Origin of the sequence: Puia sp., from assembly GCF_036500295.1 — a bacterium.
Taxonomy (GTDB): domain Bacteria; phylum Bacteroidota; class Bacteroidia; order Chitinophagales; family Chitinophagaceae; genus Puia.
On the sequence record NZ_DASYCH010000117.1, the window covers coordinates 119,121 to 143,038 of the forward strand.

Annotated in this window: 14 protein-coding genes; 9 read left to right on the top strand and 5 right to left on the bottom strand. The window is 55.9% G+C overall.

Annotation, left to right across the window (positions count from 1 at the left end; translation table 11 throughout):
• The first annotated feature begins 4 nt into the window (after positions 1-4).
• Positions 5-1,429: a hypothetical protein gene (locus VGM48_RS22000; protein WP_331582601.1), complete on the top strand. Its 1,425-nt coding sequence runs from the start codon at positions 5-7 to the stop codon at positions 1,427-1,429.
• A complete protein-coding gene (locus VGM48_RS22005) occupies positions 1,426-3,954 on the top strand; it encodes a ligase-associated DNA damage response DEXH box helicase (RefSeq protein ID WP_331582602.1) in 2,529 nt (842 codons plus the stop codon). Before VGM48_RS22000 ends, VGM48_RS22005 begins: the two co-directional genes overlap by 4 nt.
• A gap of 40 nt (positions 3,955-3,994) precedes the next feature.
• Here VGM48_RS22005 and VGM48_RS22010 read toward each other — a convergent pair whose 3' ends face one another.
• Positions 3,995-4,501 carry a hypothetical protein gene (locus VGM48_RS22010; protein WP_331582603.1) on the bottom strand — a complete coding sequence of 169 codons (507 nt, stop codon included), beginning with the start codon at positions 4,499-4,501 and terminating at the stop codon, positions 3,995-3,997.
• 108 nt (positions 4,502-4,609) lie between these two features.
• Between VGM48_RS22010 and pdeM the strand changes: the two genes are divergently transcribed.
• On the top strand, positions 4,610-5,347 hold the full coding sequence (gene pdeM / locus VGM48_RS22015; protein ID WP_331582604.1) for a ligase-associated DNA damage response endonuclease PdeM: 738 nt from the start codon (positions 4,610-4,612) through the stop codon (positions 5,345-5,347).
• Positions 5,348-5,350: 3 nt separating this feature from the next.
• Here pdeM and VGM48_RS22020 read toward each other — a convergent pair whose 3' ends face one another.
• Positions 5,351-6,103, bottom strand: a complete 753-nt coding sequence (locus VGM48_RS22020) for a LexA family transcriptional regulator (RefSeq protein ID WP_331582605.1) — start codon at positions 6,101-6,103, stop codon at positions 5,351-5,353.
• A gap of 268 nt (positions 6,104-6,371) precedes the next feature.
• Between VGM48_RS22020 and secA the strand changes: the two genes are divergently transcribed.
• The 3 genes from secA to VGM48_RS22035 all read left to right on the top strand — a co-directional run bounded on the left by secA (position 6,372) and on the right by VGM48_RS22035 (position 13,488).
• Positions 6,372-9,713 (top strand): preprotein translocase subunit SecA, encoded by a 3,342-nt coding sequence (gene secA / locus VGM48_RS22025; RefSeq protein ID WP_331582606.1) that lies wholly within the window; start codon positions 6,372-6,374, stop codon positions 9,711-9,713.
• 58 nt (positions 9,714-9,771) lie between these two features.
• Positions 9,772-10,854 (top strand): alginate lyase family protein, encoded by a 1,083-nt coding sequence (locus VGM48_RS22030; protein ID WP_331582607.1) that lies wholly within the window; start codon positions 9,772-9,774, stop codon positions 10,852-10,854.
• Positions 10,855-10,929: 75 nt separating this feature from the next.
• Positions 10,930-13,488, top strand: a complete 2,559-nt coding sequence (locus tag VGM48_RS22035) for a zinc-dependent metalloprotease (RefSeq protein ID WP_331582608.1) — start codon at positions 10,930-10,932, stop codon at positions 13,486-13,488.
• 53 nt (positions 13,489-13,541) lie between these two features.
• Here the strand turns inward: VGM48_RS22035 and VGM48_RS22040 are convergent, their stop codons facing one another.
• The 3 genes from VGM48_RS22040 to VGM48_RS22050 all read right to left on the bottom strand — a co-directional run bounded on the left by VGM48_RS22040 (position 13,542) and on the right by VGM48_RS22050 (position 20,489).
• Positions 13,542-15,938 (bottom strand): bifunctional YncE family protein/alkaline phosphatase family protein, encoded by a 2,397-nt coding sequence (locus VGM48_RS22040; RefSeq protein ID WP_331582609.1) that lies wholly within the window; start codon positions 15,936-15,938, stop codon positions 13,542-13,544.
• A gap of 61 nt (positions 15,939-15,999) precedes the next feature.
• Positions 16,000-17,328, bottom strand: coding sequence for an amidohydrolase family protein (locus tag VGM48_RS22045; protein WP_331582610.1), 1,329 nt, complete (start codon positions 17,326-17,328; stop codon positions 16,000-16,002).
• 5 nt (positions 17,329-17,333) lie between these two features.
• Positions 17,334-20,489 carry an amidohydrolase family protein gene (locus VGM48_RS22050; protein ID WP_331582611.1) on the bottom strand — a complete coding sequence of 1,052 codons (3,156 nt, stop codon included), beginning with the start codon at positions 20,487-20,489 and terminating at the stop codon, positions 17,334-17,336.
• 112 nt (positions 20,490-20,601) lie between these two features.
• Here VGM48_RS22050 and deoC point away from each other — a divergent pair, with 112 nt between their 5' ends.
• Genes deoC through VGM48_RS22065 form a run of 3 tightly spaced genes read left to right on the top strand, consistent with a single transcriptional unit; the run spans position 20,602 to position 22,953 of the window.
• Positions 20,602-21,276 carry a deoxyribose-phosphate aldolase gene (gene deoC, locus VGM48_RS22055; RefSeq protein WP_331582612.1) on the top strand — a complete coding sequence of 225 codons (675 nt, stop codon included), beginning with the start codon at positions 20,602-20,604 and terminating at the stop codon, positions 21,274-21,276.
• Positions 21,277-21,288: 12 nt separating this feature from the next.
• Positions 21,289-21,729 carry an SPOR domain-containing protein gene (locus VGM48_RS22060; RefSeq protein WP_331582613.1) on the top strand — a complete coding sequence of 147 codons (441 nt, stop codon included), beginning with the start codon at positions 21,289-21,291 and terminating at the stop codon, positions 21,727-21,729.
• Between the two features lie 24 nt (positions 21,730-21,753).
• Positions 21,754-22,953 carry a M20 family metallopeptidase gene (locus tag VGM48_RS22065; RefSeq protein WP_331582614.1) on the top strand — a complete coding sequence of 400 codons (1,200 nt, stop codon included), beginning with the start codon at positions 21,754-21,756 and terminating at the stop codon, positions 22,951-22,953.
• Positions 22,954-23,918 lie beyond the last annotated feature (965 nt).

The window sequence follows — 23,918 nt, forward strand, 5'->3', positions numbered from 1 at the left end:
CTCTATGAAAAAGCTGATGGTCCTGGTCCTTCTCGGGTTGATGGGTTTTGGGTATACGAGGGTATTGCGGCCGGCTGCGGGCGATGATCCTGTACCGATCCCGGCCAGCCCGCAACGAAGCGGCGACCCGGATAAAGGATACAGCTATCTGACGACGGGCGACTACATCAAAAGCGGTATCCCTTACGATTATTTCTTTCTCGGTTTTCCAAAGGATCCGAACAATTATCTGAAGCGGGACAGTCTCAATGCCGTAGTGCCGCATGAATATACGGCAGTGAAGGCGGCCAACGGCGTGGTCGTCGTCGCGCCTAATTGTCTGGAATGCCACGCACAGGTTTTCGGGAACAAATTATACATCGGATTAGGAAATTCGATGATCGATTTTACCGATCGCAAAAAACTGAATCCGCGCGCCGCCGGGATGGCAGCGAACCTGCTGGAGAAAAGCGATCAGCGGAAGTATGAGGCGGCGCTGCCTTTTCTGCGGGCGATGAGGACGATCAGCGGTGAGCTCTACACGGAAGTACGGGGAGTGAACGCGGCCGATCGCCTGGCAGACCTGCTGGTTGCGCACCGCGATCCACAGACCCTTCGCTGGAGCAATGAGCCGGTCATCGATGTCTCGGGCCGCGTGGTCCCGACGGATACGCCGCCCTGGTGGCTGCTGAAGAAAAAGAATGCGATGTTTTACAACGGGTTCGGCCGGGGTGACTTCGGCAGGTTCCTCATGGCTTCGAACCTGCTGACGGTGAGCGACAGCTCCGAGGCACGGGAAGTGGACGGGCATTTTAACGACGTCCTCGCGTATATCTATTCCATTCAGCCGCCAAAATATCCAAAGGCAGTCAATGCTGCACTGGCCAGAAAGGGAGGGGTCGTATTCGTAAAGAATTGTTCCAAATGCCATGGGAATTACGGGGCTTATGATGGTCCTTCGGACAAGCCGTCTCCGTCGGCTTTGGTGGCGGCAGAGTATCCCAACCTCCTCATCCCCGAGTCGGTCGTGAAGACGGACTCATTTCTCTACAAAGCCAATTTTCAGAGCCCGCAATTCATCGCGTGGTTTAACAAGAGCTGGTTTGCACAGGGGGATCATCCGGCGAGACTGGAACCCTTCAACGGGTATATCGCCCCGCCGCTGGATGGCATCTGGATCACGGCGCCTTACCTGCACAACGGCAGCGTACCCACGCTGGAGGCCTTGCTGAACAGCAAGCTAAGACCGGCATACTGGTCCCGCGATTTTGATCACCCGCAATACGACTATGAACATCTTGGCTGGAAATATACCCGCGAGGACAGCGCCAGGGGAACGGTTGTTTATAACACCACCCTGCCCGGGTATGGCAACTATGGTCATACCTTTGGCGACAAGTTGAGCGAACCGGAACGCAAGGCGGTCATTGAATATCTGAAGACATTGTGAGCATACAGGAAACGATAGGATATCGCGTCATCCGGGAGTGGATGAATGCAGAGGGACGGGTACCGTTTGCCTTCCAGGAAGAGGCCTGGGAGCATATTTTGTCGGGCCGGTCGGGACTGGTCAACGCGCCGACAGGCTGCGGCAAGACCTTTTCCGTCTTCCTGGGCGCGCTGATCGATTTTATCAACAACCACCCCGACGATTACCGGACAAGAGCCGGCAGCGGCTTGCAGCTGTTATGGATCTCGCCGTTACGCGCGTTGGCAAAGGATATCGGCCGGGCAATGGAAGAAGTGATCCGGGGTCTCGGGCTACGCTGGCAGATCGGGACACGCAACGGCGATACCGAAATGAGCGAACGGCAGAAACAAAAGCGGCGGATGCCGGAAGTGCTCATCATCACGCCGGAGAGTTTACATTTGTTGCTGGCGCAAAAAAATTACCCCGAGGTGTTCCGGCATTTGCGCATCATCGCCATCGATGAATGGCACGAGTTGCTGGGAAGCAAGCGGGGAGTCCAGGTGGAGCTGGCGCTGGCGCGGATCGCCTGGATGAAAGAACGAAAGATCTCGATCATCGGGATCAGCGCGACCATCGGCAACCTGGAGCAGGCGAGTGATGTGTTGCTGGCGTCGCTGGCGACAACCGGACCCGGGGCGAAAGCCACAGGTTTTATCGTGCGGGCAAAGATCGATAAGTCCATCGATGTCGAATCGATATTACCGGACGAGATAGAGAACTATCCCTGGGCCGGACATCTGGGGTTGAAGCTGATCCATAAAGTGCTCCCTATCCTGGAAAAGAGCCGGACCACGCTGATCTTTATCAATACCCGGGGGATGAGCGAAACCTGGTATCAGTCGCTATTGAATGTAGCCCCGGATCTGGCGGGCGCGCTCGCGCTGCATCACGGGTCGATCGATATGGAGTTGCGCAACTGGGTCGAAGAGGCGCTTCATGAAGGAAGACTAAAGGCGGTGGTCTGTACGGCCAGTCTGGACCTGGGCGTCGACTTCCGGCCGGTGGAGACGGTGATCCAGGTGGGAAGCCCCAAAGGGGTCGCGCGATTTTTGCAACGGGCGGGACGCAGCGGACATCAACCGGGAGAAGTAAGCAAGATCTGGTTTCTTCCCACGCATTCGCTCGAGCTGATGGAAGCGGCGGCGTTGAAGTCGGCGATGGCGGAGGGCCTTATCGAAAGCCGGGAGCCGATGCTGCTTTGTTTCGACGTGCTGATCCAGTTTCTGAGCACACTGGCCATCTCCGACGGGTTCTATCCCGCATTGTTGTTCCCGGAATTACGATCCACCTATTGCTTTAGCGAGATGACGGAAGACGAGTGGCGGGAGATCCTCCATTTTATCACCGAAGGCGGGGCGGCCCTGCAGCAATATGACGAGTTCAGAAAGGTGGAGGTGATGCCGGACGGCCTTTATAAGATCAATAGCCGGCGGGTGGCGATGCGGCACCGGCTGCATATCGGGACGATCGTCAGCGATGCGATGCTGAAGGTGCGGTTTGTGACCGGTGGATTTGTAGGGATGATCGAGGAATATTTTATCTCGCGGCTGGAGCCTGGGGATGCCTTCACCCTGGCGGGAAGGACCCTTGAATTCGTTGCGATCAAGGAGATGACGGCGCTGGTGCGAAAGTCGAATGCGAAGAAGTCGAGGGTTCCCAGCTGGAATGGAGGCCGGATGCCTTTGTCGGCCAATCTTGGGATGATGCTGCGCAGGAAGCTGGACGAGGCTTCGGCGATGGTGGCCGCGGGCGGCGCAAAGCCGCTGGCCGATGTAGGCAGGAAACGGGAGCCGGAGGATATCGAGTTGCGGGTGCTGCGGCCGCTGTTTGAATTGCAGGCGGCGTTGTCGTATATGCCCCGGGAGAATGAGTTGCTGATCGAGCAGATCGAGACAAAGGACGGGTTTCATCTCTTCGTCTATCCGTTCGAGGGCCGGCTCGTGCACGAAGCAATGGCGGCATTGCTGGCCTATCGCCTAAGCCTGACAACACCCATCAGCTTCTCCTTTGCGATGAACGACTATGGTTTCGAGCTGCTCAGCGACCAGCCGATCCCGTTGGACGATACGAATGCCATGGAGCTGTTCAGTCCTGACGATCTGACAGCCGATATCCAGCGAAGCGTCAACAGCGCGGAGATGGCCCGGCGGAAGTTTCGGGACATCGCGGTCATCGGCGGGCTGATCTTTCAGGGTTATCCGGGTGAGCATGTCAAGGCGCGGCATCTGCAGTCTTCGGCGGGATTGCTGTTCAACGTATTCAGCGAATACGACCCGCACAACCTCCTCATCCGTCAGGCCTATAACGAGGTGATGGATCAGCAGATGGAAGAACGGCGGCTGCGGAATATGCTGGAGCGGATCAGCCGCGGGAAGATCGTGCTGCGATGGCCAAAGCAACTCACACCGTTCTGCTTCCCGTTAAAAGTGGATAGCATGCGGGAAGACCTGTCCTCCGAAAAGCTGGAAGACAGGGTCCGGCGAATGCAGGCGCTATTGCGATAGCAAGCAGCCTGTCCTCCCTGCCGCCGGCAATGCGGCGCGGCTAGCGCAGATGCTTTAGCTGAGTGGCGTAAAGGACGATGAAGACGACATAGATCAGACCACCTAACATGGCCACGATCCCGCTGAAAAAATGGGTCCCGATAAAGAACATGGACGTGGGAATGGGGAGCAGTTCGCCAATGGTATAGAGGGTGAAGCCGGCTTTCTTCAGCTGGCGCATCTGGATGGCGCCATAGATACAAAGTGCACAGCTGATCAGGGACATCAGCAGGATGGGAGTGCGGTTCTCAACCGACTTTTGGGCGACTTCCAGCATTTCCGGTCCTGCGAATTTCCTTGCAAATGCGGGCATCTGATCGAGTTTGCTCTGGGCGTCCAGCAGGGCATCATAGCTTTTTTGAGCCGACGCGAAGCCCCAGAGGCTGGTAAGCGTGAAAAGACCGCTGCCGACAAAAGTGAGGATGGTCAGGACGTTGAGCATCTCCGGTATTTTCCGGGGCTCGTCGATGAAGGAGTTGGTTTCGGCAGGGCGATTGAGATCGGCCATAGTTGGTTATTTTTAGTCTGTCTAAGTAAATACAATTTTCAGGAATCGCCAAGCGGGAAGGCAAATATGTTTACTCATTTCAATTAACTTGCATCCGGAGATCAGTTTATGCAACCAGCCTATCCATATCGTATCAGGGAACAGCAGCTATGGCTTTCAGCCGACAGATGTATCTATTGGGAGGAGGAGCGATCGCTGATCCTGTCCGATCTGCACTTTGGTAAAACGGGACATTTCCGCAAAGCTGGGATCGCGGTGCCGCAGACGGTTTACCGGGAAGACCTGTTGCGATTGCTTTGCCAGATCCAATATTTCAAACCGCGGCAACTGCTCGTCGTAGGGGATCTTTTTCATAGCCGGGAGAACAAGGAGCTGGAGCTTTTTCTGAAGTGGCGGGAAGACTTTCCGCATCTTGGGATACAGCTGATCGAGGGGAATCACGATATCCTGCACAAAGACTGGTATGAGAAAGCCGCCATCACGGTGAATCCGGGTATCCTGACGCTCGGGCCGTTCTCCTTTGTCCATGATATCGGGGATGCCGTCGCAAGTGCGACCTATTATTTCTCGGGACATCTCCATCCCGGCATCCGTATCACGGGAATGGGCAGACAGAGTCTCCGGTTTCCCTGCTTTTATTTTGGACACTCCTATGCGGTGTTACCGGCCTTTGGCCGTTTCACGGGTACGGTTGCCATCGACCCGGAGCCGCAGGATCATGTGTTCGCGATCCTTCCCCCCTCGGGTGGTGAACGTGCCCGGATATGGGAGACGGCGCCCGCGCCCGCAAAAAGGCCCCGCAGCGTTGGCTGGACGGGGCCCGGAACCGTCTTTCAGATCCAGTAATTCTTAATTCATTTTCTTCTTCAACGTGGTCACCTGGTCCTGGAGATTGGAAACCAGGTTCGCCAGCTGGTTGACATCCCACCGTTGCTGAGTGTTGGCCTTGCTGATGATCATCTGGGCCTTCCAGACCTCGATCACGTCGTCAGAATTGACATTATAGGGCTGATACGCCGTATTGTCACTTATCAGCGTGAGCTTACTCCTGGATTTGTTATTTTTCATCACCCTTTTATAGACGATCCCTTCGTTACGCGACACAACGACATAGGTCTGGTTGCTCTTGATATCTTCCAGGTCGTCCACTTTCTCCCCGACGATGACCGAACCGCTTGGGGTCGGAAGCATCGAATCCCCTACGATCTCGAAAGCCCGGTAGCTGCCGGGAGCAAGCATGGGGAGCGTAAAAGTATTGAGCTCGTCGAGGAATTCGGGATCGGCATATCCGGCCAGATAACCCGCCGCCGCTTTTACAGGTACCAACTGGATATCGGTACTGGCGGAGATCAGCTTCTGGGCCCGGCGTTTGGAGATATAACTGCCGCCTTTGCCGTCACTAAGCTCCTTGCGGAGCAGTTCGTCAAGGGTAAGCTTGAACATATCCGACACCGTCTCGAGCACTTCCAGCCGTGGTTCGGCTCTTTCTTCTTCATAAGCTCCCAACAGGGATCGCTTGATCCCCAGTTTTCCTGCAAACTCTTCCTGGGTCCAGCCCCGGAGTTTGCGGAGGTATTTGAGATTTTGTCCTGCGATTGACATGGGCTAATATATTTAGCACTAAGATACTAATATATTTACCAATGCAAAAAAAATATTTCCCGTTGGTGAGCCGCAGCAGGGGTGCGGGGGAGGAAATGCCCCTCCAAAAGGGGGGCGGATGGCCGCTTTTTTGTACATTTGCTTCCCTGTCAATTTGACTTTCCGGTAAAGGGTAGCATCAAATTTGACCTTTAACTGCGGCCCCTGGCGCCCGGACAATGCGGCAGGGACTCGAAAAACCCATAAAATCATTAATACTTAAGGAATTATGTTAGGTATTCTATCCAGGATATTCGGCGGGAACAAGTCGGAAAAGGACGTAAAGCTCATCCAACCCATGGTGGAGCAGATAAACCAGCATTTTGCGGCCCTGCAGCCCCTCAGCAATGACCAGCTGAGAGGAAAAACGATCGAGTTCAGGACCCGGATCAGGGAGCATCTGAGCAAGATCGACACCCAGATAACCGATCTGAACAAACAGGGCGAAGAGTTGCCTTTCAGCGATATCAACGGAAAAGACACGATCTATCAGAAGATCGACGAACTGAAAAAGGAGCGGGACGAGCAGATCGAAGAAGTGCTCGAAGCGCTGTTACCGGAGGCTTTTGCCGTGGTAAAGGAGACCTCCCGCCGGTTCAAAGAAAACCCGGAGATGGCATCGACGGCCACGGAGATGGATCGCAACCTGAGCATAAAAAAGGAACATATCCGCATAGACGGTCATCAATCCATCTATAACAATTCCTGGATGGCTGCGGGTACGCCGACCACCTGGAACATGGTTCACTACGATGTCCAGCTCATCGGTGGCACGGTGCTTCACCAGGGTAAGATCTCGGAAATGGCCACGGGTGAAGGTAAGACCCTGGTATCGACCCTCCCCGCCTATCTCAACGCGCTGGCCGGTGAAGGAGTTCATATCGTCACGGTGAACGATTACCTGGCCAAACGTGACTCCGAATGGAACGGCCCCATCTTCGAATGGCTGGGCATCTCGGTGGATTGTATCGACAAGCACGAGCCCAACAGCGAGGCCCGCCGCAAGGCCTATATGGCCGATATCACCTACGGCACGAACAACGAATTCGGTTTTGACTATCTGCGCGACAACATGGTCCATTCGCCGGAAGAGATGGTGCAGCGCAAGCACCACTATGCAATGGTCGATGAGGTGGACAGCGTGTTGATCGACGATGCGCGTACCCCGCTGATCATCTCCGGCCCGGTGCCGAGGGGCGAAGACCAGCAATACCATATTTTGAAAGCCCGGGTAGAGAAATTGTTCGAAGTGCAACGCCGGGTGGTCAACCAGTTTCTCATCGAAGCCAGGAAGAAGCTCAGCGAAGGGAACGACGATCCCAAGGACGGCGGGCTCGCGCTGATGCGCGCTTACCGCGGTCTGCCAAAATCGGGCGCCCTGATCAAGTTCCTCAGCGAACCCGGGGTCAAGGTAAGACTCCAGAAATCGGAGAACTACTATCTCTCCGATCAGCAGAAACAGATGCCGACGGTGGACGCCGAGCTCTACTTTAATATAGACGAGAAGCAGAACCAGGTCGACCTGACCGATAAAGGCATCCAGATGATCACCGGGGAGGGTGAAGACCCCGAGTTCTTTATCCTGCCGGATATCGGCGTCAAACTGGCCGAGATCGAGAAGGACGACCTGGGTAACGAAGAAAAGCTGCAACGCAAGGAAGCCTTGCTGAACGAATATTCCGTTAAAGCGGATCGCATCCATACCGTACAACAGCTGTTGAAAGCCTATACCCTTTTTGACAAGGACGTGGAGTACGTCGTAATGGAAGGCCAGGTAAAGATCGTCGATGAACAGACGGGCCGTATCCTGGACGGCCGCCGGTATAGCGACGGCTTGCATCAGGCTATCGAAGCAAAGGAGAACGTGAAGATCGAGGCGGCGACCCAGACCTATGCCACCGTCACGTTACAAAACTATTTCAGGATGTATCATAAGCTGGCCGGGATGACCGGTACGGCAGAAACGGAAGCGGCGGAGTTCTGGGACATCTATAAGCTGGATGTCGTTACGATCCCCACCAATGTCCCGGCCATCCGTAAGGATCAGCAGGACCTCGTCTTCAAGACCAAGCGGGAAAAATACAAGGCAGTGATCGAAGAGATCGAAAAGCTGCGGATACAGGGCCGGCCTTCGCTGGTGGGCACCACGAACGTAGAAGTGAGCGAACTGCTGAGCAAGATGCTGCATGTAAAGAAGATCCCGCATAACGTCCTCAACGCAAAACAGCACGCGCGGGAAGCACAGGTGGTGGCGGAAGCCGGGCTTGCGGGCGCCGTGACGATCGCCACCAACATGGCCGGCCGCGGTACCGACATCAAGCTCGGACCCGGAGTGAAAGAAGCCGGCGGGCTGGCGATCATCGGTACCGAACGGCATGAAAGCCGCCGGGTCGACAGACAGCTGAGAGGCCGTAGCGCCCGTCAGGGGGACCCCGGAACCTCGCAGTTCTATGTATCGCTGGAAGATGATCTGATGCGGCAGTTCGGCAGCGACCGGATCGCTTCGCTGATGGATAAAATGGGCTACAAGGAAGGGGAAGTGATCCAGCACAGCATGGTGACGAAGAGCATCGAACGCGCCCAGAAAAAAGTCGAAGAGAATAACTTCGGCATCCGTAAACGGCTGCTGGAGTACGATGACGTAATGAACAAGCAACGAAACGTCGTCTATAAGAAGCGCAGTCACGCATTGTTTGGCGACCGCCTGGCGCTTGACCTGGACAATGCCTTCTATATCGTCGCCGAAGGGTTGATCAACTCATTCCGGGAACAGGATGACTATGAAGGATTCCGGCTGGCCACGATCGTCAACTTCGGGGTCGAAACACAGATCGGTGAAGACGAGTTTCTCAAAGGGGATGTCACCCAGGTGTCGGAGAAATTGTACCAGGAATCCACACAGAGCTATGAACATAAGCTGGAGGAGATCCGCAGACAGGCGGTTCCGGCTTTCGCGGGTATCCGCGCCACCCGTGACAGCCATGTCGAGAATGTGGTCGTACCCTTTACCGACGGCAAAAAGCGGGTCAATGTACTGGCCAACCTGCAGAAGACGCTGGACACCCAGGGACGCGAACTGACGAATGCAGTAGAGCGGCAGATAACCCTGTCGATCATCGATGATACCTGGAAAGAACATCTGCGCGCGATGGACGACCTGAAACAAAGTGTTCAGACCGCCTATCTCGAACAGAAAGACCCGCTTGTAATTTATAAAGTGGAAGCATTCGAGCTGTTTCGGAATATGGACAGTGACGTAAACAGGGAGATCATCAGCTTCCTTTGCCACTCCGGTATCCAGCAGGCCGGGCAGCAACCGCCGCCTATCCGCGAGGGTCGCGAGCAGAAGACCGATATGAGCCGGCTAAAAGTGCGCAAGGACGAGATGGTGGCAGCCGGGGCAGGACCGCAGAATGGTGCCCCCCAGGAAGGCGGCAAGGACTATTACGAACCGGGCGAACAGGTCAAACAGGAACCGGTGAAGGTCGGACCCAAGATCGGGCGCAACGACCCTTGTCCCTGCGGCAGCGGGAAGAAGTACAAGAACTGCCACGGCAAGGATGCAGTTTAAATGAAATTTAATGGCATACGAACCCGGTCCGATGGACCGGGTTCTTTATTTTTGAAAGATGAGATGGATGCTGTTCTTTTCCCTTTGTCTGACCTTCGCCGGAGCGAATGCACAATATGTTTCGCTTGGCCGGAAACAGGCCGACCGGCTGCGGAATTTGGTGAAGAAGGATGCCGAAGTGAAGACCCTCTTCGATTCGATCCGGCAGGTAGCCGATGCAGCGATTGCCGATGATCCCCAGCCGATAGATACGCTCCGTACCGAAGGATTGCTGCAGGGTGATCCCCGGAAGACGGCCACCTGGGAAGCGCTGAAAGACATGCATAAGATGTATGCACTGGCGATGGCGTGGCGGATGACGGGGCGCACGAGCTACCTGGATAAGGCAACCGTTTATCTTATCGCATGGGCAGACAGCAACCACTCGCGGGGAGACCCGATCGACGATACCAATCTCGATCCGGCCATCGAAGCCTACGACAACATAAAGGAATGGCTGGTCACGGGTGAGATCACAAGGATCGACCGCTGGCTCCGCCAGACCGCAGAAGCGGAGATCAATTCCGGTTATAACCGGCCCGGTCGCGCCACCGCCCATAACAACTGGCATTCCCACCGGCTGAAGATCATCGGCGAGATAGGATTTGCCATCGCCGACAAAAAACTGCAGGCCTATGCCATCGAGGGCCTTAAAGAACAGATCGGCCGAAACCTGAACGCCGACGGCACCAGTGAGGATTTTGCCTCACGGGATGCCCTGCACTATCATGTCTATGACCTCGAGCCCATGTTAAAACTGGCCATCGTCCTGAAACGCGCCACGGGGTCGGATTACTATCATTATAAAGCCCCATCCGGAGCCTCTCTAGCCCGGTCGGTAACCTGGCTACTGCCCTATCTGGACGGGCGGCAGACCCACGCCGAGTTTGTAAACAGCACCGTCGAGTTCGATCGCCGCAGAGCGAAGAATGGTGAAGCAGGATACAAAGCAGGAACTCTCTTCGACCCAAAGAACGGCATCGCCACCCTGGTGCTGGCCGCATATTTCGATCCGTCCTTGCTGCCGCTTGCCCGTAAGCTGAAAGCCGATGGACACCCCTATCCGAACTGGCAGGCGGTGATTAATGAGTTGAACCGGTAAGGATGAAGGGATGAGCGGGCCGGTGAAAAGGATTGTTTTGCTTAATTTCATCGGCTTAAAAACTGAGCTTACATTATGAGAAAATTTTTCAGCGGTCTGCTGTTGACCGCCGCTATCTCCACGGCGGCGGTTGCCCAACAACGGCCGGGTAATCCCAATCAAACACCGGCCACCCCAGGTCAACGGCCTGCAGCCGGAAGACAGGAACCACCCAAACCTTATAAGGAAGTCATCACGGATAAGGCCATCAGCCACCCCGGACTTTTCACGGTTCACCGGGTGGAAGACAAATGGTATTTCGAGATACCCGACTCCATCCTCGGCCGGGACATCCTGGTCAGCACCCGCTATGGCAAAACAGCCTCGGGCGGCAACTACGGCGGGGAACAGGTAAATCTGCAAACCATCCGTTGGGAGAAAGGGCCATCGCATATGCTGTTCATGAAAGTGCTGACGATCGTCAGCGTTGCAGCCGACAGCACACAGCCGATCGCGCAGGCGGTGACCAACTCGAATATGAACCCTATCGCCGCCGGTTTCGACATCAAGGCCTATGGCAAGAGTGCAGACTCTTCCTCCAGCACAACCGTCATCGACGTGACAGATTTCTTCAAAGGGGATAACCAACCGGTAACCCTCACTCCGGCGATCAAGCGGCGGTTCAATCTGGCGGCGATCGATGCGGGCAGAAGCTATATCGAAAGCATCCGCACCTATCCGATCAACACAGAGATCCGAACGATAAAAACCTATTCCGCCTCTGCCACCCCTGCGGCTCCGGCCCAGGGCGGCCGCGCACCCCAGGGCTCGCTGAATGCAGCCGATGTTTCGGGCGCCGTAACGGTGGAATTGAACAACTCTTTCTACCTGTTGCCAAAGACTCCGATGCGCCGGAGGCTCTTCGATCCCCGGGTCGGCTTCTTCGCCAGTCACTACACCACCTATGGCGATGACCAACAGCGGGTGGAAGAAACGGAATTTATCCATCGCTGGCGACTCGAACCAAAAGACGAGGACATCGAGAAATGGAAACGCGGCGAATTGGTGGAACCCAAAAAACAGATCGTATACTATATCGATCCGGCTACCCCAAAGAAATGGCGGCCCTACCTGATCGCCGGGATCAATGACTGGCAGGTGGCATTCGAAAAAGCGGGGTTCAAGAATGCCATCGTCGGTAAAGAGTGGCCGGAACATGACCGCACGATGTCCCTCGAAGATGCCCGGTTCTCGGTGATCCGGTATTTTGCCAGCGATATCGAGAACGCCTACGGCCCCAATGTAGCCGATCCGCGCAGCGGCGAGATCCTGGAAAGTCATATCGGCTGGTACCACAACGTAATGAAGCTGGTGCATGACTGGTATATGATCCAGACCGCGGCAGTGGACACCCGCGCCCGGAAGATGAAATTCGACGATGCGCTGATGGGTGACCTGATCCGCTTTGTCTCTTCCCACGAGGTGGGACACACACTCGGGTTGCGGCACAACATGGGCAGCAGCAGCAAGACCCCGGTGGAAAAGCTCCGGGACAAAGCCTGGGTCGAAGCCAACGGACACACCGCATCCATAATGGACTATGCACGCTTCAACTACGTAGCGCAACCGGAAGATAATATCACTTCCAGAGGATTGTATCCCCGGATCAACGACTACGATAAATGGGCGATCCTCTGGGGCTATAAAGGCATCCCGGACACAAAGGATGAAGAGGAAGACAAGAAGATCCTCAACAAATGGGCCGTCGACAGCCTGAAGAATCCCCGGCTCTGGTTCGGCGGTGAAGGTCAGAACTTCGACCCGCGCGCCCAGACGGAAGACCTTAGCGACAACGCGATGAAGGCGAGCGAATACGGGATCAAAAACCTGAAGCGTATCCTCCCCAACCTGCCCGAATGGTGCAAGGAAGAAGCGGACCGTTATGACAACCTCGAAGAGATGTATCAGCAGCTGGTGGGCCAGTTCGGCCGGTATATGGGCCATGTCGTGAAGAATGTCGGCGGCGTACAGGAAACCTTCAAGAGCGTCGAGCAGTCGGGTGACGTTTATGAAGCGACGCCAAAGGCTACACAAAAAGAAGCCGTCGATTTTCTCAGCAAGAACCTGTATGCGACTCCCACCTGGTTGTTGAATAAGGATATCCTCAACAAGTTCAGCAATCCCGGCCTGGAAGACCAGGTCTCCACGGTACAGGCCAACAACCTGAAGAGCCTGTTGTCGCCGGCCCGGATGTTCCGCCTCGCCGTCTGCGTAGAGAGATATGGCAACGCTACCTATAGCGTGGACGACCTGCTTAGCGATGCGAAAAAAGGTGTTTGGTCGGAACTGGCAGCCGCCGGACCGATCGATGCTTATCGCCGGAAGCTGCAGAAAGAATATATCGCTGATCTGACTGCACTGATCAGTACCCAGGCGCCGATGACCCCGGCAATACCGGGCGGCCTGCCCCGCGGGTTTAACGTCTTTACCGGGGATATCCGAAATACGGATGTTCCTTCCGCCGCAAGGGCCCAGCTGGTCGCCCTGAGGAGTGAGATCTCGGGGGCTATCCCGCGGGAGACGGATAAGGCGAGTAAGAATCACCTCCAGGATGTGCTGGAGCGGATACGCCAGGCATTGGATCCAAAACAGTAACTACTTCTTTCGAAGGCCCCGGTCACCCGGGGCCTTCTCTTTTAACAGCCTCTTCAGTCCTTTTCCTTTTCCGGCGCCGCACAGACAAACGCACTTCGCCTTGGCTTCGGCACCGGGCTGGATTCTCCTTTCACGGCTTTCCAGACGACCTGGCTGAGAAGATCGTCGGGGACGAGATCAGGCCGGGAAAGGTTGAAATGGCGGGAAAGCCGCGCCGACGGCGTGGTAGCAGTGTTGCGGGTGTTGAGGTCCACTCCGGCCGGCCTTGCGCTGAAGGCGGTTGTATCGGGAGTGGCGGTGAAAGACCCGAACAGGGGGGTGGCCGCGGCATCATACTGGCTCATCGGCGGGAGGCCGAGTATCAGTTCCATCGTCCGCAGAATAGACGAAGTGGAGTACAGGGTGTGATCGACCGTGTGCCGCCGGATATAGGGACTGATGACAAAGGCAGGCGAACGGTGAGCATCGACATGGTCCGGACCGTCCTGGGCATCATCTTCCAGAACGAAGATGGCGGATTCATTCCAGATGGGGCTATGGGAGAGATGATCGACAAGCCGGCCGAGCGCCAGATCGTTATCCGCAACCTGGGCGATCGGCGTATAGGCGCCCTTTTGAAGCCCGCTGGTATGGTCGTTAGGAAGATAGATCGTGCTAAACCGGGGAACCGAGCCCGCCTGAACCAGCGAATCGAAATCCCGCTCGAAGACCGATTCCCTGTAGATGTCCTGGATGTTGAGGTCCCAGCCCGGGTAAGGCTTGCAGTAGTGTTCCTTTTGCTTCAGCAATTCAAGCGTCGGTGGGCCGTTGTCTTCGAATTCGCCATAGTTGCGGAAGGATACCCCGGCGCGATGACAGTAATCCCAGATGAACCCTTTTGTCGGATTGGCAACCGCCCGGCTTCCGTCAAAATCATATTTCCCTCCCCTGCCGCTATAGTTGTAGGGCCAGTTCTTCTCGACGAAATCCGTCGCATACGCCGCCATCGACCAGTTGTGTCCATCGGCGCTCACCTCCGCATCGACATAGAAATTGTCCAGCAGGACGAATTCACCGGCGATGGCATGCTCATTGGGGGTGATAAGTTGACCGAACAGGCAGAGACTGCTGTCGCCGTTGCCGGCCGGGACATCCCCCAGCACCTGATCATAGGTGCGGTTTTCTTTCAGTACATAGAAGACATATTTTATCGGCGTCGGATCGCCCCGCCGGCGGGGAACCGGGTTACCGGCCTCACCCGGCGCCAGCTGCTCTTTGGCGGGAGAATACGGGGTGTTCGCATATACCTGGCCGGAATAGGCAGCCCGGGCTTCGGGCGAAGGGATCGGGATAATGGAGAGATTGCCCTTCAACATGCTGCCGATATACTGGTCGGCGGGTCTTGAGCCCGTGCTCTTGTAGGTTGCAGGGTGACCCATGGGACCTTCCGCATCCGGGTTGGGCATCGAGCTGAGGCCCTTGCCGTTGGCAACCAGGATATTATTGCCGGCGATCCGGACGCAGGTGGGATACCAGCCGACGGGAATAAAACCCAGCGAACGGCTATGACCCGCATCCGAGACATCATATACGGCAAGACAGTTGTTGTCGGCATTGGCAATATACAGAGTACTCTCATCGGAGGATAGCGCGAGGCTATTGGGTGTCGAGCCGATAGGCGCATCCGGCGATAGCGCGGTATGGAGGATCTCGGTGACCTTTCGCGAAGCAAGGTCGATCGCCGACACGGAATTGGAACTGGCGTTAGCGACAAAAAGCCGCTTTCCCTTTTTATCCAGGGCCATGTCCGTTGGATGATCTTCGGTTCCGATGGAGTCGGCAAGCACCTTTCTGACCGGATCATAGATCCAGACCTTTCGGCCGCCCCAGGCGGAAATATACAGTTCGCCGGCATTGGAGTTGAAAACACAGGTATAGGCTTCGCTATGGAGGGGAAGCCGGGAAAGAAGGGCCGTCGTCCGGGTATCGAAGACATATAGCGCTTCATCTTCTTTTGTCACTACAAACAGCCGTTGGTGAGCCTCGTCAAGGGCAAGGCCGGTCGGACTGATATTGGCGGCGGGCCAGGGACGGCCCAGACGGAAACTGTCTTTGGCAATGAGCGTGTCGCCGGTAAGCCGAAAGCGAAGGATACAGTTGTCGTTACCCCCGGACACATAGAGGAGCGGTGCCTTTTGTGCAAATTGGAGGCCCAGCCAGGAGCGCCGGGTCGTAACCGTCGCAACGACACGTTGACGGGTCAGGTCGATGAGATCGATACATTCGCGTCCGTTGCCATTGTTGGTTACGGCCGCATGGTTGCCGTCGGAAGCAAGGGCGATATTCAACGGGAGATCGGCGCTCAGGGGAACCGATTGACCGGCGGGTGTGAGAAACCAGCCATTGGGGAGTTGGGTTCGCTGGGCGAAGACGCCGATCGAAAAAAGAAGTGCGGGGAGGAGGAGCTTCATGCGACAAAATTAGCCATAAAAAAAACCCCGCTGAAGCGGGGCTTTTTAAGCTATTGTTGTCTTATTTAAGATTGTACTTCGTCATATACCGGTGGTACAACTGCGTCTGCTTGTTCTCCAGGCTGACCTCGCGGCCCTGGATAAAGCAGTGTTCGATAAGGCTGGTACGCATGTCGAGGATATCCCCGCCACTGATGACGATGTTGGCGTCCTTGCCGGCTTCGAGCGAACCTGTACGGTCATCGATGCCGCAGATCTTGGCGGCATTAAGGGTGATGGCCTCCAGCGCCTGCTCTTTTGTAAGCCCATAGGCGACGGCTGTTCCGGCATTGAAACTAAGGTTGCGATACCGGCTCTCTTCATGATTATCATTCAACGCAAACAGGACCCCGGCCTTTTGCAGGACCTCCGGCGTCTTGAAAGGCTGGTCGACATCATCGTCCTCGGTGGTGGGGAGGGCATGCAGCTGTTGCAATATGACAGAAATGTTGTTCTGCTTCAGGAGATTGGCGATAAGCCAGCTTTCGCTGCCGCCGACGATCGTCACATCAAAACCGAATTCCTTGGCAAAGTCGATCGCGATGAGCATTTGTTTCACCTGGTCGCCATGGACAAACAGTTTCTGTTGCTTGGTGAAGAGTCCTTTCACCGCCTCGAATTTGAGGTTTACCTCCTTGTGCGTGGTCTCGGCATTGTAAGCCTTTGCTTCGCGGAAGAAGGTTTTTATCTCTTCGATCTTGGCCAGGGCCTCTTTTGTCGGATCGGGTGGGGCCTGTCCGCCGAAACGACCGCCGCCACCACCGCCAAAACGCCTGGGGCGGGCGAGGAAGCTGGGCATGTTGACGTGAATGGCGTTGTCCATTTTGTAGGCGGCGTCTTCCCAATTCCATGCGTCGAGCTGGACGATGGTCGATGAGCCGCTGATGGTGCCGCCTTCCGGGGTCGTGCCGGCCAGCAGAATACCGTTGGCCCGAAGCGTCCCGATGATCTTGGAGTCCGTGTTATAAGCTACGATGGAGCGGATGCTGGGATTGAGATCGCCAAGCTCCTGGAAGTCGTTCGAACCGCGGACACCGCTGCCGATCTCTTTCAGACCCAGGTCGGTCACCGAAAGGATCAATCCCGGATAGATCTGCTTTCCTTTGGCGTCGATCACCTTGGCTCCGGCGGAGGCGGTGACGTCGGTGCCGACCCGGACGATCTTGCCGTTGTCGACCTCGATGGTGCCGTTCTCGATCACCTGGCCATTGCCGACGTGGATAGTGCCGCCGGTGATATACATTTTCCCTTTATTGGGAGGTGTGGGAAGAACGTCGTCCTGGGCTTGTGCCGCTGTAATACCAAGCAGCAATACCGGGAGCAGACGGAAGGACTTGAATATTTTGTTCATGTTCATTACTTGTTGGTGTTTGCAATTTCAATGTCGTCATCGCCCTGATCGATCGTAAGCAGACCGTCATGATGATCGTGGTCGCCGCAGCTGAGCTCGATATGATAGCTGGGAGTGGCAGGGGCCATGGGCGCGCCCGTACGTTTCTCGGCCACCATTTTCTGGATAAGCCGGTTGCGTTCGGCCGAGATGTTCTTCCGCAGCTGGACGTCATGGTCGATATCATAATAGACCACGCCGTCGACGATGGTCTTTTCCGCCCTTGCATAGATGCTCAGGGGATTGTCGCTCCAAAGCACGATGTCGGCATCCTTTCCTTCCTTGATGCTGCCGACGCGATCGGCCACATGCAGCGCCCTGGCAGGGTTGAGGGTGACCATCTTAAAGGCTTCGTCTTCGGTCAGTCCGCCATATTTCACGCTCTTGGCGGCTTCCTGGTTGAGGCGGCGGGCCTGTTCGGCGTCGTCGGAGTTGATGCAGACGTTCAGCCCCTCCTTGGTCATGATCGCGGCGTTGTAGGCGATGGCGTCCTCGACTTCCATCTTATAGGCCCACCAGTCGGAGAAGGTGGAGGCGCTGCAGCCCTCTTCCTTCATCTTGTCGGCAACCTTATAGCCTTCGAGGATATGGGTGAACGTGTTGACCTTGAAACCAAACTTATCGGATACGCGGAGAAGCGCGGTGATCTCGCTCTGTTTGTAGGAGTGGCAGGTGATAAAGCGTTTGTGTTCGAGTATCTCCACCAGCGCATCGAGTTCCAGGTCCCTGCGGGTGACGTTAGGTGCAGCCTTGCGGGCTTTCTCGTAATCACGGGCACGGGTAAAGGCGTCCATCAGCACTTCTTCAACACCCATCCGGGTGTCGGGGAAGCGGTTGTTGTTGGTGGAAGTCGTGCGCTTTACATTCTCTCCCAGCGCGAATTTGATAAAGGGATCCCAGTTCCTGAACTTCAGACCTTCATCATCCAGACCCCAACGCAGCTTGATCAACTGGGTCTGGCCGCCGATGGTGTTGGCGCTGCCATGGAGGATATGACTGCTGGTGACCCCACCGGCCAGTTGCCGGTAGATGCTGATGTCTTCGGGATTGAGGTTATCGGCGATGCGAACCTCGGAAGTGACGGACTGTGCGCCCTCGTTGATCGAGAAGGCGGCGATATGCGAGTGTTCATCGATGATGCCGGGTGCGAGATATTTACCCGTACCGTCGATCACCAGGGCTCCGCCGGCGTCGAGGTTCTTGCCGATCTTCGCGATCTTACCCGCTTTTACCAGCACGTCGGTGTTGGCCAGCCGGCCTTCTTTTTCGTTTGTCCAGACCGTGGCATTCCGGATGAGCAGGTCGTGTTGGGTGGGCAGGCTATCCCAGCCATAGCCGTCGAAAGGATATTGCACCTTGCCGATACGCGTGGGACGCCGGCGGGGAGCGCTGTCCGCTGCCGCCGGATTCGCCTTTGCAAAGGTCGCGGACCAGATGACGAGGTTTCCGGCAGAGTCCGTGCCGTTACCATTCCAGGTGTCACCGTTGACGACGCCGCTGAGCCGGGTCGCATTCGTTGGCCGGCCGCCACGGCCACCGCCGCCGCCGGGGGCACCGCCACGGAAACCGCCGCGGGCTCCTGCTGCCCCGCCTTCGGGCGGTGCAGGAAAACTCAGCGAGACCAGCTTGCCGTCATAACTGAACTTTGCCGGTATCGTGTCCCTGCCGATGATGCTGGCCGTTGTCGCCGTCTTGATATCCAGGACGAGGGTGGTCGAGGCGCCGCCGGTCGATGTGATGACCACATTATATTGTCCTTTGGACTCCTTCCAGGCGTCTTCCTTTACACCGTATTTCCTGCCCTGGATCCAGTTCTCCACGATGCTGGTCTTTTCATTGAAGACCGGCCCGGTGGTGATGATGAAGTTCGCCAGCTTGCCGGCGTCCAGCGATCCCACCTTATCATAGATGCCGATAAGCGTGGCCGGCGTCTTTGTCAACGCCTCGAGGGCCGTTGCTTCCGTGAGGCCAAATTCGAAGGCTTTCCGGAGATTGCCATAGAACTGTTTCATATCCCGGAGATCGGCTGTCGTCAGACAGAAGGGGATGCCGGCTTTTTCAAAGGCTCCCGGGTTGGTGGGCGCCAGTTCCCAATGTTTCATGTCCGCGAGGGAAACAAAACGCGCTTTGTCCGGGTCCTCGACATCCATGGCCTGGGGATAGTTGACGGGAACGATATAGGAGGCCTTTGTAGCGGCGATTTCCTTTATCCGTTGATATTCGTTCTCCCCGGCCTTGATGATATATTGAACGCCGAACTCATCCCCCACCCTGTCACCGTGGAGATCGCCCCATTTGTCGTTACCGTCAAAGATCTGGGGCAGACTCTGTTCATCATTCCAGGCCTGGAGACTGAGGTTGGTCCCCTCATGAATGGGCTGGCTCTTGTACCAGGCGGCGTCGATATAGGTCTGACGCAGCAGCGCGATGGATCCCATCAGGGAAGAGGGATAGCTCTGGGTAGAGGTCCCCTTGCTAAGGGAATAATTGGCGGAAGCCCTTTGCTTGACGATAACGAGGTTTTCGTTTTCGTTGGCCAGGGTGACCACGACGCCGGTCCCGCGCACGATGCCGTCCTTCAGATGGGACAGAACGGTGCCGAAGCCCAGGTCCCGCAGCGGTTTCGCCTTTGCGTCATCGACGTTGAAAAGCCGGGAGGCATCCGTTTCGGGATGAACAGCCTGATTCCAGTTGTAGGCGCCCTTGGTCGCTGATTCGATCTGCGCAGGCTGACGGAAGAAATCCGCCGGGGAGCCCGCGCCACGGCCACGGCCGCCGCCCTGCCCTTCCGCTGTGGGAATGCCATAGTCGGAATACAGGTCGATAAAGGAAGGATAGATATATTTCCCGCCACAGTCGATGACAACGGCGTCCTTGGGAATAACGGCACCCGGGCCGGCGCTGACGATCAGCCCGTCGCGGATGACCAGGGTGGCATCGTTGAGGGTGCTTGCGCCGTCTTTTACCAGGGTTGCATGCGTAAAAGCATAGCAGCGCTCGCGTTGATCGGCGACGCCGTTGACAGGAAATGTGGTTTGTGCGGACGAAAAAAGCGTGAAGAACAACAGTGCAGACGAGAGAGTGACTATCTTCCCTCTCGGACGATGTCGGGAGCTTCTCATGTTAGTAGTGGTTTTAGTCAAATGAAAAATGGTCCCTAATTTACTTAAATGGACTAATTTTAGGGTTTGAATATTTTACTAGCGGTAAAACATCACTAAAAAGTCGGTGAGTATGCTGGCACGTTATATTGACCATACCATTTTGAAGCCTACTACCTCTCATATAGAGATTAGTAAAATATGTGGCGAGGCGATCGAGTATGGATTTGCGGCTGTTTGTGTACCGCCTCCTTTTGTGGCCATTGCCCGGCAGGAGCTTGGCGGCCGCGGAGGAGTAAAGGTGGCGACGGTCATCGGATTTCCTTTTGGTTATTCCGTCGCCGCGGCCAAGCTGGCGGAAGTGGAGCAGGCTCTTGCGGATGGCGCCGATGAACTGGACGTGGTGATCGATCTCATCGCGCTAAAAGCAGGGGATTGGACGTTATTGACAGACGAGATGCGGCTTTTGACGGAAAAGATCCACCGCGCCGGGAAGATCGTCAAAGTGATCATCGAAAGCGGGGTGTTGACGGATGAGGAGATCATCCGCTGCTGTCAGGTATATAGCGGGGTGGGGGTGGACTTCCTCAAAACGTCTACGGGATATGCGGAAAAAGGGGCGGGTGCAACGGAGCACGCGGTGCGGCTCATGCGGGCGCATCTGCCGGCCGGGATCAGGATCAAGGCTTCGGGCGGGATCCGGACCGCAGCATTGGCACAGCAATTGATCGATGCAGGAGCGGACCGGCTCGGATGCAGTGCAAGCGTTGAGATCGTAACGGCGCAGCCGGCCGCCGGAGGTTATTAAAAATAAAGTATTATGCATAAGATAATGTTCATCGCGCTTTTGCTGATCGGCCGTCAGGGGTTGGCTCAGACCGACACCTCCGGCGTGGTCGTGAACAAGGACCCAAGGGTGGATGCCCTGGTGCAAAAGCAGATAGAGATCAACGAGCTGACGACCAGGGATGCGCGGCGGAATGTCCCGGGGTTTCGGATACAGGTGATCAATTCCCCCGATCGCAATAAAGTATACGCAGCGAAAGTGAAGATCTATGAGGAGTATCCCGATATGAAGCCTTACCTCTTGTATCAGGCTCCAAACTACAAGCTCAAGGTCGGCAATTTCAAGACCCAGGAAGAAGCGGAGCAGGCGCTGCAACAGCTGTCGCGGCTATTCCCATCCGGGCTTTATGTGATCAGAGATGTCATCGAGATAAAGCTCAGCGATGTTTCGAAGGGCGACAATACCAACCCATGACCGTATGATGATCAAATCCAATCTATGTTAAAAGAAAATATCCGGCAGCTGGCCAAAAAATATGCCCCGGACCTGATAGCCATCCGCCATCATCTTCATGCGCACCCCGAGCTCTCCTACCAGGAATTTCAGACCTCGGCTTTCGTACAGGAACAACTCCAAAAAATAGGCATTCCCTTCCGGGTGATGGCCGGCACGGGTGTCGTGGGCCTTCTGGAGGGAAAGAACCCCGGCAGCCGCGTAGTCGCCCTGCGGGCGGATATGGATGCCCTGCCGATCCTGGAAGCCAACGATATCCCCTATAAGTCCAGGAACGAAGGCATAATGCACGCCTGCGGGCATGATGTACATACGACCGTGCTGCTTGGCGCGGCCCGGGTGCTGCATCAGCTGAAGGAAGAATGGGAAGGAACCGTGAAACTGATCTTTCAGCCCGGTGAGGAAAAGAATCCCGGTGGCGCCAGCCTCATGATAAAGGAAGGGGTGTTAAAAAACCCGGTTCCCCAGGCCATCTTCGGCCTGCATGTCCACCCCGGTCTGGAAACCGGGAAGCTCAGCTTCCGCGGGGGTATGGTCATGGCCAGCGCCGACGAACTCTATATCACGATCCGGGGGAAGGGCGGGCACGCCGCCGCTCCGCATCTGACGGTGGATACGATCCTCGTCGCCTCCCACCTGGTGGTCGCGTTGCAGCAGATCATCAGCCGCAACCGCAATCCATTATCCCCATCCGTGCTCTCGATCACCTCCGTCCAGGGGGGACACACGACCAATGTTATTCCCAGCGAGGTAAAGCTGATGGGCACCTTCCGCGCCATGGACGAGGAATGGCGGTTCAAAGCCCACGAACTCATCCGCAAACAGGCTACAGAGCTGGTGCACAGCATGGGCGCGGAGATCGATCTGCACATCGACGTCGGTTATCCCATGGTCCATAATAATGAGTCCCTCGACCAGGTCGCGCGTGCAGAAGCCCGGGAGTTCCTGGGTTCGGACCGCGTGCTCGAGACCGAGATCCGCATGGGTGCCGAAGATTTCGGCTACTATACCCAGCAGATCCCCGGATGCTTCTACCGCCTGGGCGTCATGAATGTCGAGCGCGGCATCACCTCCGGCGTCCACACGCCGACGTTCAATATCGACGAGTCGGCCATCGAGATCGGCGTCGGGATGATGGCGTGGCTGGGGAGCAACATCCGCTTTGCCGGACATCTGCTCCAGTGAACAATCGTCGATGGAGGTTTTCCTGAACAGATAATTTTCGTCGTCCCACAGCGGATGGCGATATCTCTTTTGCCTTTGCCATTTCCGGCTTGGGTATACTCTTATCAGCGAATTGGTATCGGAGTCCACGTCAATCTCTTCTCCGGGATGAGACATTAGGCTGTATACCTGTTGGTCCTTTTCGTTCCTGATCTCTCTCAGCCAGCCTTCGTTGATAGAATCGAAGTTTGGGGGATCATAGTTGCCCATAGATCTTGGAGCAAAGGCAAATTGTTGTTTAAAGGCTTCGATCTCGTCCCCGCAGTCGTCGCCATAAGACTGCATACTGTCCTTGAAGTCGTACGCAATGCTTCCATGCTGAAATTGCGCTCCATGGGTCGTTTCATGAATGAGGCTGCCTGCCTGTCCGGCGATGATCTGGAACACGATGATACTTTCCTTCCTTGTTCTGCCCGGACGGCAGTAGGTATAAGTGAATTTTCCAGAGTCGGGACTGTGCGTCAATGCATATTGCTGATCGGGATCGTTCCCGATGCGGACCATCCGGCATACCGCCCGGTTCAGCCGCTTGTTGGATTCCTCCAGGAATTTCCTTCTCGGGTCAGGTTGGGTGAACGTTGAGAAATGTTTCAATTCTTCGTTCTGGTCTACGATCCTCTGGCACACCTGTGCAACAAGGGTGTCCCATTCCGGCTTACTGTCCGCGACGATGGTGTCCGCGGAGCTGACAGCCAAAATAGGCAGGATAAGGCATAATAGGGAAGGCATGAGGTCTGTTTGGTTTTTACATGCAGAAAGGCGGGGAAACGGACCAAACGGGGTCAAAAAAGGGACAAATCTTGGTGTAGTAGTTTGAATTACAACCACTTAAGTGTAAACTTATAAAAGCCATGCGCATTTATAGTGCAGTCATGTCAAAATCGCCCGAAAAAAGGTGATTTCACGGGTGCGGCCCACGGCCAAAA

Excerpts from the sequence above, each read along its gene's own strand:
- VGM48_RS22050 (WP_331582611.1), bottom strand. The coding sequence starts at position 20,489 with ATGAGAAGCTCCCGACATCGTCCGAGAGGGAAGATAGTCACTCTCTCG.
- VGM48_RS22040 (WP_331582609.1), bottom strand. The coding sequence starts at position 15,938 with ATGAAGCTCCTCCTCCCCGCACTTCTTTTTTCGATCGGCGTCTTCGCC.
- VGM48_RS22000 (WP_331582601.1), top strand. The coding sequence starts at position 5 with ATGAAAAAGCTGATGGTCCTGGTCCTTCTCGGGTTGATGGGTTTTGGG.
- pdeM (WP_331582604.1), top strand. The coding sequence starts at position 4,610 with ATGCAACCAGCCTATCCATATCGTATCAGGGAACAGCAGCTATGGCTT.
- VGM48_RS22010 (WP_331582603.1), bottom strand. The coding sequence starts at position 4,501 with ATGGCCGATCTCAATCGCCCTGCCGAAACCAACTCCTTCATCGACGAG.
- VGM48_RS22045 (WP_331582610.1), bottom strand. The coding sequence starts at position 17,328 with ATGAACAAAATATTCAAGTCCTTCCGTCTGCTCCCGGTATTGCTGCTT.
- VGM48_RS22035 (WP_331582608.1), top strand. The coding sequence starts at position 10,930 with ATGAGAAAATTTTTCAGCGGTCTGCTGTTGACCGCCGCTATCTCCACG.
- deoC (WP_331582612.1), top strand. The coding sequence starts at position 20,602 with ATGCTGGCACGTTATATTGACCATACCATTTTGAAGCCTACTACCTCT.
- VGM48_RS22020 (WP_331582605.1), bottom strand. The coding sequence starts at position 6,103 with ATGTCAATCGCAGGACAAAATCTCAAATACCTCCGCAAACTCCGGGGC.
- secA (WP_331582606.1), top strand. The coding sequence starts at position 6,372 with ATGTTAGGTATTCTATCCAGGATATTCGGCGGGAACAAGTCGGAAAAG.
- VGM48_RS22030 (WP_331582607.1), top strand. The coding sequence starts at position 9,772 with ATGAGATGGATGCTGTTCTTTTCCCTTTGTCTGACCTTCGCCGGAGCG.
- VGM48_RS22065 (WP_331582614.1), top strand. The coding sequence starts at position 21,754 with ATGTTAAAAGAAAATATCCGGCAGCTGGCCAAAAAATATGCCCCGGAC.
- VGM48_RS22060 (WP_331582613.1), top strand. The coding sequence starts at position 21,289 with ATGCATAAGATAATGTTCATCGCGCTTTTGCTGATCGGCCGTCAGGGG.